Source organism: Pseudomonas sp. H3_D04 (genome assembly GCF_054669175.1).
Window position 1 is genome coordinate 2,200,893 of the sequence record NZ_CP162801.1, and the last position, 12,279, is coordinate 2,213,171.

At 59.4% G+C, this 12,279-nt stretch carries 9 protein-coding genes and 2 riboswitches; of the genes, 4 read left to right on the forward strand and 5 right to left on the reverse strand.

The window, feature by feature from the left end:
- Nucleotides 1-6: 6 nt before the first annotated feature.
- Nucleotides 7-3,717: a methionine synthase gene (gene metH, locus AB4N91_RS10360; RefSeq protein WP_083376574.1), complete on the reverse strand. Its 3,711-nt coding sequence runs from the start codon at nucleotides 3,715-3,717 to the stop codon at nucleotides 7-9.
- 155 nt (nucleotides 3,718-3,872) lie between these two features.
- Between metH and AB4N91_RS10365 the strand changes: the two genes are divergently transcribed.
- The 4 genes from AB4N91_RS10365 (at nucleotide 3,873) to AB4N91_RS10380 (ending at nucleotide 9,276) form a co-directional block, all read left to right on the forward strand.
- Nucleotides 3,873-6,158 (forward strand): fatty acid cis/trans isomerase, encoded by a 2,286-nt coding sequence (locus tag AB4N91_RS10365; RefSeq protein ID WP_460112393.1) that lies wholly within the window; start codon nucleotides 3,873-3,875, stop codon nucleotides 6,156-6,158.
- A 186-nt stretch (nucleotides 6,159-6,344) separates the two neighbouring features.
- Nucleotides 6,345-7,379, forward strand: coding sequence for an acyltransferase family protein (locus tag AB4N91_RS10370; RefSeq protein ID WP_154504931.1), 1,035 nt, complete (start codon nucleotides 6,345-6,347; stop codon nucleotides 7,377-7,379).
- Between the two features lie 57 nt (nucleotides 7,380-7,436).
- The gene (nfuA, locus tag AB4N91_RS10375) at nucleotides 7,437-8,021 is read left to right on the forward strand and encodes a Fe-S biogenesis protein NfuA (protein ID WP_007898222.1); all 585 of its coding nucleotides are present in this window, start codon (nucleotides 7,437-7,439) and stop codon (nucleotides 8,019-8,021) included.
- A 292-nt stretch (nucleotides 8,022-8,313) separates the two neighbouring features.
- Nucleotides 8,314-9,276 (forward strand): IS110 family transposase, encoded by a 963-nt coding sequence (locus AB4N91_RS10380; protein ID WP_017341458.1) that lies wholly within the window; start codon nucleotides 8,314-8,316, stop codon nucleotides 9,274-9,276.
- Between the two features lie 68 nt (nucleotides 9,277-9,344).
- Here AB4N91_RS10380 and cobM read toward each other — a convergent pair whose 3' ends face one another.
- From cobM to AB4N91_RS10400, 4 genes are all read right to left on the reverse strand, one after another.
- Nucleotides 9,345-10,091: a precorrin-4 C(11)-methyltransferase gene (gene cobM / locus AB4N91_RS10385; RefSeq protein WP_077747683.1), complete on the reverse strand. Its 747-nt coding sequence runs from the start codon at nucleotides 10,089-10,091 to the stop codon at nucleotides 9,345-9,347.
- Between the two features lie 98 nt (nucleotides 10,092-10,189).
- Complete coding sequence (locus AB4N91_RS10390; protein WP_010460913.1) at nucleotides 10,190-10,603, reverse strand: cobalamin biosynthesis protein; 414 nt, start codon at nucleotides 10,601-10,603, stop codon at nucleotides 10,190-10,192.
- The gene (locus tag AB4N91_RS10395; RefSeq protein ID WP_083376577.1) at nucleotides 10,600-11,304 is read right to left on the reverse strand and encodes a CbtA family protein; all 705 of its coding nucleotides are present in this window, start codon (nucleotides 11,302-11,304) and stop codon (nucleotides 10,600-10,602) included. The genes AB4N91_RS10390 and AB4N91_RS10395 overlap by 4 nt, the downstream gene beginning before the upstream one ends.
- Before the next feature lie 11 nt (nucleotides 11,305-11,315).
- Nucleotides 11,316-11,507, reverse strand: a complete 192-nt coding sequence (locus AB4N91_RS10400; RefSeq protein WP_010460909.1) for a CbtB domain-containing protein — start codon at nucleotides 11,505-11,507, stop codon at nucleotides 11,316-11,318.
- 119 nt (nucleotides 11,508-11,626) lie between these two features.
- Nucleotides 11,627-11,854: riboswitch (cobalamin riboswitch) on the reverse strand.
- A gap of 176 nt (nucleotides 11,855-12,030) precedes the next feature.
- Nucleotides 12,031-12,244, forward strand: a riboswitch (cobalamin riboswitch).
- The last annotated feature ends 35 nt before the right edge of the window (nucleotides 12,245-12,279 follow it).

Consider the following 12,279-nt stretch of genomic DNA (forward strand, 5'->3'; position numbering starts at 1 on the left):
CCTGGGTTAGTTGTCGTAACCGAGGTTCGGCGCCAGCCAGCGTTCGGTCACGCTCAGTTCCTGCCCTTTGCGCGATGTGTAGCTCTGCACCTGGTCTTTGTCGATTTTGCCCACCGCAAAATATTGCGCCTGCGGATGAGCGAAGTACCAGCCGCTGACCGCTGCCGCCGGGAACATTGCGTAGTGCTCGGTGAGGAAAACGCCGCTGCGGCCAGCCTGCATTTCGCTGGCCTCGGGGTCGAGCAAGGCAAACAAGGTGCTTTTCTCGGTGTGATCCGGGCAGGCCGGGTAGCCCGGGGCAGGGCGGATGCCGGTGTATTGCTCTTTGATCAGCGCCTCGTTGTCGAGCGTCTCGTCCTTGGCGTAACCCCAGTGTTCTTTTCGCACCTGCTGGTGCAGCCACTCGGCACACGCCTCGGCCAGTCGGTCGGCCAGTGCCTTGACCATGATCGAGTTGTAATCATCGCCGGCGTCTTGATAAGCCTTGGCCACTTCTTCGGCGCCGATCCCGGCCGTGGTGATGAATCCACCCACGTAGTCGGTGATTTCGCTGTCCTTCGGCGCGACGAAGTCGGCGAGGGAGAAGTTCGGCTTGCCATCGGTCTTGATGATCTGCTGGCGCAAGTGATGCAGCTTGGCAATCGGCTTGCCGTCATCGCCGTAGACTTCGATGTCATCCTCACGCACCTGGTTGGCCGGCCAGAAGCCGAACACCGCACGGGCGCTGATGAGTTTCTCGTCGATCAGCTTGGCGAGCATTTCCTGAGCATCGGCATACAACGCGGTAGCGGCTTCACCGACCACTTCGTCCTGGAGGATGCGCGGGAACTTGCCGGCCAGGTCCCAGGAGATAAAGAACGGCGTCCAGTCGATGTATTCGGCCAGAACCTTGAGGTCGATGTTGTCCAGCACCCTGGAACCGGTAAAGGTCGGTTTGACCGGCACATAAGTGCTCCAGTCGAACTGCGGCTTCTTGGCGATGGCGGCCGGGTAGCTCAGGCGTTCGGTGCGGGCGCTGCGATTGGCGGTGCGCTCGCGAACGTCGATGTATTCCAGGCGAGTCTTTTCGACGAACGCCGGTTTCAACTCCTTGGACAGCAACTGCGTCGCCACGCCCACGGCGCGGGAGGCGTCGGTGACGTAGATCACCGCATCGTTGCTGTACTTCGGTTCGATCTTGACCGCCGTGTGCGCCTTGGAGGTGGTCGCGCCACCGATCATCAGCGGCAGATGGAAATCCTGACGCTGCATCTCGCGGGCCACGTGGACCATTTCATCCAGTGAAGGCGTGATCAGACCGGACAGGCCGATGATGTCGCACTTCTGCTCCTTGGCCACTTGAAGGATCTTCTCCGCCGGGACCATCACGCCGAGGTCGACGATGTCGTAGCCGTTACAGCCGAGCACCACACCGACGATGTTCTTGCCGATGTCGTGCACGTCGCCTTTCACCGTGGCCATCAGGATCTTGCCCTTGGCTTCCGGCTTGTCGCCTTTTTCCAGTTCGATGAACGGGATCAAGTGGGCCACGGCCTGTTTCATCACACGGGCGGATTTCACCACCTGCGGCAGGAACATTTTGCCGGCGCCGAACAGGTCGCCCACGATGTTCATGCCGGACATCAGCGGGCCTTCGATCACTTCGATCGGGCGGGCGAACGACTGGCGCGATTCTTCGGTGTCTTCCACGATGTGCGTGGTGATGCCCTTGACCAGCGCATGCTCCAGACGCTTGTTGACGTCCCAGTTGCGCCACTCTTCGGTCTCGGCTTCCTTGACGCTGCCGTCGCCCTTGTATTTGTCGGCGATGGCGAGGAGGGCGTCAGTGCCGTTCGGCGTGCGGTTGAGCACCACGTCTTCGACCGCGTCGCGCAGCTCGGCCGGGATCTGGTCGTAGATCTCCAGCTGACCGGCGTTGACGATACCCATGGTCAGGCCGTTGCGGATCGCATACAGCAGGAACACCGAGTGAATCGCCTCGCGCACCGGGTTGTTGCCGCGGAACGAGAACGACACGTTGGACACGCCGCCCGAGGTCAGCGCGTAGGGCAGTTCGTCGCGGATGTAGGCGCAGGCGTTGATGAAGTCCACAGCGTAGTTGTTGTGTTCTTCGATGCCGGTGGCCACGGCGAAGATGTTCGGGTCGAAAATGATGTCTTCCGGCGGGAAGCCGACTTCGTTGACCAGAATGTCGTAGGAGCGTTTGCAGATCTCTTTCTTGCGCGCTTCGGTGTCGGCCTGGCCGGCTTCGTCGAACGCCATCACGACCACGGCGGCGCCATAGCGCTTGCACAGTTTGGCGTGGTGAATGAACTGCTCGACGCCTTCTTTCATGCTGATCGAGTTGACGATGCCCTTGCCCTGAATGCACTTGAGGCCGGCTTCGATCACTTCCCACTTCGAGGAGTCGATCATGATCGGGACGCGGGAGATGTCCGGTTCACCGGCAATCAGATTGAGGAAGGTCACCATGGCCTTCTTCGAATCGAGCATCCCTTCATCCATGTTGATGTCGATGATCTGGGCACCGGCTTCAACCTGTTGCAGGGCCACTTCCAGCGCTTCGGTGTAGTTGTCTTCACGGATCAGGCGGGCGAATTTCGCCGAGCCGGTGATGTTGGTGCGCTCGCCGACGTTGACGAACAGCGAACTGCGATCGATGGTGAACGGCTCCAGGCCCGAGAGGCGGCAAGCCTTCGGGATTTCCGGAATGACACGTGGTGCATAACCGGCCACGGCTTTGGCGATGGCTTCGATGTGGCCCGGCGTGGTGCCGCAGCAGCCGCCGACGATGTTGAGGAAACCGCTCTGGGCGAATTCTTCGATGACCTTGGCGGTTTCCGCTGGCAGCTCATCGTACTCGCCGAATTCGTTCGGCAGGCCGGCGTTCGGGTGTGCCGAAACGTGGGTGCCAGCCTTGTTTGACAGTTCTTCCAGGTACGGGCGCAATTCGCTGGCGCCGAGGGCGCAGTTCAGGCCGACCGAGATCGGCTTGGCGTGGGCGACCGAGTTCCAGAACGCTTCGGTGGTCTGGCCGGACAGGGTTCGGCCGGAGGCGTCGGTAATGGTGCCGGAAATCATGATCGGCAGTTCGATACCCAACTCTTCAAACACACCCTGCACGGCGAAGATCGCGGCTTTGGCGTTCAGCGTGTCGAAAATGGTTTCGATCAGGATCAGGTCGGCGCCGCCTTCAATCAGGCCTTTGGTGGCCTCGGTGTAGTTTTCCACCAATTCATCGAAGGTCACGTTGCGGTAGCCGGGGTTGTTCACGTCCGGTGACAGCGAGCAGGTGCGGCTGGTCGGCCCGATCACGCCAGCGACGAAGCGCGGCTTGTCCGGCGTTTCCAGGGTCTTTGCGTCGGCCACCTTGCGTGCCAGGCGCGCGCCTTCTACGTTTAACTCATATGCCAGACCTTGCATGCCGTAGTCGGCCAGGGAAACCTGGGTGGCGTTGAACGTGTTGGTCTCCAGAATATCGGCGCCGGCATCCAGGTAGGCTTTCTCGATCGACCCGATCACGTCCGGGCGCGTCAACACCAAGAGGTCGTTGTTACCTTTGACGTCGCTTGGCCAGTCAGCAAAGCGTTTGCCCCGGTAATCCTGCTCTTCGAGCTTGTAGCTCTGGATCATCGTGCCCATGCCGCCATCGAGAATCAGGATGCGCTCTTTGAGGGCGTGCTTGAGAGCTTGAAGGCGAACGCTGCGATCGGACATTGGGACTACTCGAAAAGACCATGACGAAGGGCCGGGATAATAGCAAACCTGTGCGCTTTTAGAGCATGCTCCGGTTTTGCATGAATATCGCTCATGTTGGTGAGGGGGCGAGACCGGTAGAATCGCGGCGTTTTTTCAGGATCAGGACCAGGGACATGTCGTATCGCGTCATCACCAGCATCTTTATGCTGCTTATAAGCTGGGATGCCGCTGCGCAGGATCCGGCGATTTCCTACACACGTGACATTCAACCGATCTTCACCGAAAAGTGCGTGGCCTGCCATGCCTGCTACGACTCCGCCTGTCAGCTCAATCTGGGCAGCGGCGAAGGGGCGGCGCGTGGCGGGACCAAATCCCCGGTTTACGACGGCGAACGCAGTCAGGCCGCGGCGCCGACCCGGTTGTTTTATGACGCTTTCGGCAAGCGTGCCTGGCAGCAGAAAGGCTTCTATTCGGTACTCGACGCCCAAGGCAGCCAGGCGGCGTTGATGACGCGAATGCTGGAGCTGGGCCACACAACCCCGCTGCAACCCAACGCCAGGTTGCCGGAAGACATCGTCCTGGGCCTCAACCGGGAAAACATGTGCGCCATGCCGGCGGAGTTCGACGGCTACGCCAGTACCCACCCGAAAGAAGGCATGCCGCTGGCCGTCACCGGCCTGACCGACCAGCAATACCAGACGCTCCAGCGCTGGCTGGCTTCGGGTGCGCCTATCGATGAGCAAGGCCTGGTCCCGAGCGCGAAAGAGGCCATGCAGGTGGTGCAGTGGGAAAACCTGCTCAACGCCCCGGGTGCCCGGGAAAGTCTGGTCGGTCGCTGGTTATTCGAGCATTGGTATATCGCCCATATTTACTTCAAGGACGGTGAGCCGGGGCATTTCTTCCAATGGGTCCGTTCACGCACCCCGACGGGGCAGCCGATCGACCTGATCGATACGCGCCGGCCGAATGATGATCCGGGCACTCGGATTTATTACCGTTTGTGGCCGGTGCAGGGTGTGATCGTGCACAAGACCCACATCACTTATCCGCTGAGCGCGTCGAAGATGGCGCGGATCAAAACACTCTTTTACAGCGGCAACTGGCAGGTCGATGCCTTGCCGGGATACGGGCCGGAGCGCCGGGCCAATCCGTTCAGTACGTTTGAAGCGATCCCGGCTCAGGCGCGTTATCAGTTCATGCTCGATAACGCCGAGTACTTCGTCCGTACCTTCATTCGCGGTCCGGTCTGCCGTGGCCAGATCGCCACGGACGTGATTCGTGACAACTTCTGGGCATTGTTCCAGGCGCCGGAACATGACCTCTACATCACCGACCCGAACTACCGCGGCCAGGCCACGCCGTTGTTGGCGATGCCGGGACAAAACGACGATGTCGGCAGCGTCCTGAGCCTGTGGCATGACTACCGCGACAAGCGCAACGAGTACGAAGCGCTACGCCGGGACAACTACGCCGATCTGCCGGCGCCGAGCTGGTCGACCCTGTGGGCAGGCAACGACAACGCGTTGCTGAGCATCTTTCGGCATTTCGACAGCGCATCGGTGAACAAGGGCCTGATCGGCGACGTGCCGCAAACCATCTGGCTGTTTGACTATCCGCTGCTGGAACGCACGTATTATCAGTTGGTGGTCAACTTCGACGTGTTCGGCAACGTGTCTCACCAGGCCCAGACACGCTTGTACTTCGACCTGATCCGCAACGGCGCCGAGCAGAATTTCCTGCGCCTGATGCCGGCCGATTCGCGGGACGATTACCTCGATGATTGGTATCAACGCGGTGGCAAATTCAAAATGTGGCTGGATTACGAGTCCATCGACAATGACACGCCGACGGCCCTGAAGCTGGATGAAAAGGACCCCAAGCGCGACTTCGCGATGCAACTGCTGGCCCGTTATGGCGAGCTCGATGCCAAGCCTGATCCGATCAACCGTTGCGACGGCGCTTACTGTTCGCGACCGAACATCGACCCGGCGTTGCAGAGTGCCGAGCAAGCCTTGAGTCGCCTGACGTCACGCCCGGCGGCCGGTTTGAATGTCATCAATCAATTGCCGGAAGCGACGGTGCTGCGCATCGAGACGGCGAGCGGCAAGCGCGAGGTCTACAGCCTGCTGCGCAATCGGGCCCACAGCAATGTGGCCTTCCTGCTCGGCGAATCGCTGCGCTATCAGCCTGGGCTCGACACCTTGACCATTTTCCCGGGCGTGCTCAGCAGCTACCCCAATTTCGTGTTCAACATACCCGCCGACCAGGTGCCGGCGTTCGTCGATGCGATGGAAAACGCCAAGGATGCGCACCGCTTCGAGAAAATCGTCGAACGCTGGGGCATTCGCCGCAGCCATCCGCAGTTCTGGTTCTACTTCCATGACCTGAGTCGCTACATCCACGAAACCGAGCCGGTGGAAGAGGGCGTGCTGGATATGAACCGGTACGAGAATCTTTGATCGACCTTTGACTGCTGGTCGGTGTCGGACTCAATAGGCACCGCCATTCCCCTGTAGGAGCGAAGCTTGCTCGCGAAGAGGCCGGTACATTCAACATCATTGTTGGCCGGTCGATCGCCTTCGCGAGCAAGCTTCGCTCCTACAGGGATCTGCGGTGATGTGTGGAGTGCGATCGGAGGGGCGCCGATGTTGATTTCAGTACAGGCACTGCGCGCCGTCGCGGCATGGACGGTGGTCTGCCACCACTTCATGCAGATATTCTTCGACTTCAAGGCCCGTGGTCCCGTGGGTCAGATGTTCATCGACAAGGGCGCGGTGGGCGTTGATATCTTTTTCGTCATCAGTGGCCTGGTGATCTTCCTGTCCACCGAAGGGAAATCGCTGCCACCTGCACGGTTTCTCCTGTATCGACTGTTTCGCATCGTTCCGGCGTACTGGCTGTACACGGTGCTGATGGCGCTGGTGGTCGTGTTCGCACAGCCTGTGTTGCCGGATCAGACGGTCGACTGGTCACATGTCCTGCTGTCGCTGTTATTCATTCCCACGCAAAACCCCGGTGGCTACGGCATCTATCCGACTCTCAATGTCGGCTGGACGCTGAATTACGAAATGCTGTTCTACGTGCTGTTTGCCTGGGCATTGCTGTTCCGTTTGCAGGTTCGGCTGCTGATCGTCGCGGCGTTGCTGTTTGCGGTGTGCCAGGCGTGGACCGGTTATGGCTGGATCAGCGAGTTCTACCGCTCGGACATTGTTTATGAGTTTCTGCTGGGGATCGCCATCGGCATGATCTACCGGCGCGGCTGGATCAAGCCCGGTGTCTGGCTGCCCTTGCTGGGGATTGGCGGTGCGTTGCTGGCGATTTATAACCTGGCACCGCAGCCACGCTTCCTGGCCTGGGGCGTGCCCGGTGCGGTGTTGGTGATGGCGTGCATGGCGCTGGAACGCTTTTTCGAAAACACCCGTCTGTTCAAGGTGCTTGGCGATTGTTCCTATTCGGTTTACCTGATGCATGTGCTGGTGCTGTCTGTCGGCGGATTTGTCGCCCAGCGTTATGGGGTAAATCCCTACGTGATGTTCGCGGTTTGTGTGGTGACCATCGGCGTGGCTTCCTGGGCAAGTTACGAATATGTAGAAAAATGCAGCTATCGGTGGCTTAAAGAGTGGATCGACGGCGAATCGGCAAGCAACGCTGTTCCGGCTCTTTCCCGACAAAAATACTAGGACTTTGTACGGCGCGATGATTGGCGTAAACTGCGCCCAAGCCTGCGAGGAGTTTCCATGACCGCTATTACCATCACCGACGCCGCACACGATTATCTGGCTGATCTGCTCTCCAAGCAGAACACCCCGGGTATCGGCATCCGCGTCTTTATCACCCAGCCTGGCACCCAGTACGCCGAAACCTGCATTGCGTACTGCAAGCCGGGCGAAGAGAAACCTGAAGACACCGCGCTGGGGCTCAAAAGCTTCACCGCTTACATCGATTCGTTCAGCGAAGCTTTCCTGGACGACGCGGTCGTCGACTACGCTACCGACCGCATGGGCGGCCAACTGACGATCAAGGCGCCCAACGCCAAAGTGCCGATGGTCAACGCTGACAGCCCGGTCAACGAGCGTATCAACTACTACCTGCAAACCGAGATCAATCCGGGGCTGGCCAGCCACGGCGGTCAGGTCAGCTTGATTGATGTGGTCGAAGACGGCATCGCCGTATTGAAATTCGGCGGCGGTTGCCAGGGCTGCGGCCAGGCAGACGTCACCCTTCGCGAAGGCATCGAGCGCACCTTGCTCGAGCGCATTCCCGAGCTCAAGGGTGTACGCGATGTGACTGACCACACGCAGAAAGAAAACGCCTACTACTAAGTAAGGTGTTCGCTGCGAAATGAAAAAACGGCACCCGTGAGTGCCGTTTTTTTATGGGTGAAATTCACTGGCCCCATCGCGAGCAGGCTCGCTTGTATGTTTAGACTTGAAGGGGTGGGTGGGACTAAAGCTCGTCATCTGACTCTGACCAGTACAGACCGTGGGAGACTTCGTCCCACCCCTTCACCTAATGCGCCGATAAGGAATGCATCGGCTCGGACCGACGATAGAAACAAGCCAGCGCAACGGTGAACCCCGTCAAGTATCTAAACCCTAGCTCGGAGGGTGTGCCATGACAATCCTGGATTCGCAGGTGGTCGTCGGTGTGGATGTGGCGAAGGACGAGATCGTTATCTATCGATCCGACCTGGAAAAGACCCTAAATATCGCGAACAAGCGATCAACCTTGAAGCAATGGCTCAAGACGCTGCCAGCGCACAGCGCTATCGCGCTAGAAGCGACCAATATCTATCACCTTGATACAACGGAAATGGCCCATGAAATGGGCCATGACGTTTACGTCATCGATGGCAGTCGCCTCAACAAATACCGCGATGGAATAGGCATGAGGGCGAAAACAGATACGTTGGATGCCGAACTGCTGGCCCGTTACTTGAGCCGCGAATCCGACAGATTGAGGATCTGGAATCCGCCACCGAAGGCTTACACACAAATGAAAAGCCTGCTTCGCCGTCGGGCTCAGTTGGTCCGGGCCTGTGTTGCACTCAAGCAGAGCTGGAAAAACGAATCCTTGCTGAAAGAGCACTTCAACCAGCTTCTGGCCGCCATTGCCCAGTTCGAAAAGATGATTCAGAAAACGCTCAAGGAAATTGCTGAGGAAGGTGGGATTGATGATCAGGTGAAGCGTTGCCAGGCCATCGAGGGCGTAGGGCTCCTGACGGCCACCGCAGCGGCCACTGCTTTTATGCGTGGGGAATTTGCCAACAGCGACGAGTACGTCGCCTTCCTCGGCATGGATCCGCGTGTGAGGCAGTCAGGACAAAAGGATCAAAAGCGCCGACTCTCTAAACGAGGGGACTCGGAGTTCCGGCGCTTGTTTCACAATAGCGCTATGGCTGCCAGCCGTTCGCCGACCTGGAAGCCGTACTACGAACGCTATCTGGCCAGAGGTCTAAAAGGCACTCAGGCCTTGGTTATCCTGGCACGCAAGCTGGCCAGAGTGATGTTTGCCCTGATGAAAAACCAAACCGAATACAAGCCAAATTCTATGTTTGGGTGTTCCCCCCAAACATAGAATCTCCCACAGGGGACTATCATTGGATACCCAATCTGTTTCCGCCGCAGATCCAATGTGGGAGGACCCTATGGCCTGTAGAGATGTGCATGTCCGGCGCGATACAGCGACGACTCGCTGAACTGATCACTGCCCAACACCCGACCCACCAGAATCAACGCCGTGCGGCGAAATCCCTTGGCTTCAACCTTCGCGGCAATGTCCGCAATCGTCCCCACCACCCAATCCTGATCCGGCCAGGTCGCCCGGTGAATCACCGCAATCGGGCAGTCGGCGCCGTAATGTGGTAGCAACTCCGCCAGGATCTTCTCCAGATGATTGACCCCCAAATGAATCGCCATGGTCGCCCCGTGCTGGGCCAGGCTCCCCAGTTCTTCACCGGCCGGCATCACGGTTTTGTCGGCGTAGCGGGTCAGAATCACACTCTGTGAAATGTCGGGCAGGGTCAGTTCAGCCCCCAAAAGCGCCGCACACGCGGCAGTCGCCGTGACCCCCGGGATGATTTCAAATGCAATCCCGAGTTCACGTAAACAGCGAATCTGCTCGCCAATCGCTCCGTAAAGACTCGGATCACCGGAATGCACCCGCGCCACGTCCTGGCCGTTGGCATGGGCGGTCTTGATCAGTTCGATGATTTGCTCCAGGTGCAATTCGGCGCTGTTGACCACCTGTTCGGCACCATGGCCTTCGAGCACGGCGGCGGGCACCAAAGAGCCTGCATAGATGATCACCGGGCAACTGCGAATCAGTCGCTGGCCTTTGACGGTGATCAGTTCCGGGTCACCTGGACCTGCGCCAATGAAGTAGACGGTCATCGTCCGTTCCTTTGAATAAAGAGTCTGTCAGAAAAGGGGCTTGGGCAAGGCTTCAGATGAAGATTGCTCATGATCGAAGGCGGGGATTATCGGGGATCTTACGCAACGCAGGCCAATGCCAGGGTGGCCTGGGCATATTTTTGTCGCGAAATCAGCAGTTTTGCCGGGGCCTGGGCCAAGTGTTCGGCGAGGGCCAGGGCGGCACTTTCCGCCACGCCGTAGCAGCCGGTGCGTTCGAACGCGATGTCCGAATGATGGCTGAGTTGCGGTTTGTAACCTTCCAGTTGCTCACTGCTGAAATACATCAGCGGTAACGCCAGTTGTTCGGCGAGTTCGACCAGGCCAGGCTCATCACGCTTCAGGTCGATACTGGCCAGGGCCTTGATCTGGTGAAGTCCGATTTGATGAGCCTGCAATGCCTGATCGATCAACGCCCGCAGCGTGCTGGCGGGGCAGCCGCGCTGGCAGCCCAGGCCGACGACTAAAGTCGGCGCTGTGCGGGGATCAATCATGCGTGGTATTGGCCATCGCTTTTGCGGCGGAACAACCAGGCGCTGATCAGGCCCAGGGCCAGCCAGAACGCGACGTTGGTCAGCTGCGATGCGATTTTGAACTGCGCTTCCAGCGCTTGCGGAGCGAGCATCGAGTGCACTTCCGGTTGCGGCGCGCCGATCACGTGCGGAACGGCGAGAATCGCCACGCCAAGGATTTTCATCAGCCAGTGACGGCTGAACACGATCAACGCGATGCCGACCGCCGTGGAGGCGGCTGTACTGATCCACCAGAGTTGTCGTTGCGCCAGATCAGCTGCGGCAGTGCCCGGAAGTTCAGGCGGCAGGCCGAGGGTCGGGGCCAGCACGAAGGTCGCGTAACCGGCCAGGCCCCAAAGCAAGCCCTGGGAGGTTTTGGTCGGTGCACGCAAGGTGTAGAGGCCCGCGAGCATCAGGGCGAAACCGACGGCGACCACCAGGTTACCGCCCGTGGTCGACAGCAGGCGCTGCCAGCCGTCTTCCGGTTCCCAGGCTTCGGCGTCGTGAGTGTGAGCGGCGGCACCGGCGGCGTGTTCGTGAACTTCAACAGCGGCCGGCTCGGATTTTTCGTAAGTCTCGGCCTGCAGAATCAGCGGCGAGACCCAGAAACTTTGCAGCAGGGTCAGCAGCAGAGCGGCCAGCAGCCCTGTGAAACCTGCGGTTTGCGCAATACGCTTGATCATGTCGACAGGTCTCAATGGCACGGGAAGGCAGAGCTGTGACGGGTGTCGTGCGCGGCATTGTGCACCGCTTCGATGTGCGAGAACCCAGCGAAATACACAAGGCACGCGCCAAGGATCGACGCACACACGGCGGCGGTCAGGCGTTGGCTCAGGGTTGTGGTGGTACTGGCGGTGCTGTGGTCGGTGCTGCTGATGATCGACATGGCGCATCCCTCTGGTCTGTCAGCGGGTGAATAGAGCGCATGGAAGACCCCTGCGAGTCGGGCGCGCAGAGGTTCAAACAGCGCCCGCCCACCGCGGGTTTGTTATTCAGTGACGTAAAGGTCACTTTGTGTTGCGGGCCGGTCTCCGGGCTCACGAGGGGTCAAGGCTTGCGCCTGAACCTGCAAGCATCACCTTCCCATGCCGAACTGCTGGCACAGTGGATCTGACGCTTCGCTCGCTTACCGTTGCGGGGGCAGCACCGGACTGACATGGCTTGGAGTAAAGCACATGATTCACCGGTTTCCCGTTTCACCCTGTGAAGGGCACCCGTAACAAGGCGTGTAGGAGAGCATGGGCGGGGGTTTGACGTCAATTGGCATGGGTTCTCATTCGATAGCTAGGTGAATTCTTCGCGGGCACGCCTCGCTCCTGTAAACGCACCGCTGTCCCGCAGGAGCGAGGCGTGCCCGCGAAGGCGCCGGTGAGAGCGCCACAAGACATTGACCCGCCCCCACACCATGCGTAGCCTTGCGCTTTCGAGGTTCTTCGGCATTTGCCGAAGCTAAGAAGGGAACGCGGTCGATGCCGCGGCTGCCCCCGCAACTGTGAACGGTGATGTTCGCTGCCACGCCACTGCAAACCCTGTGCAACGGGTTCGCGGGAAGGCGCAGCGAATGCCAGGTCCATCGACCGGCACACCGTCAGCCAGGAGACCTGCCTCGACACAGATTCTCACTACAACCGGGCGGGGTGATCCGGTGGCGAACTCTT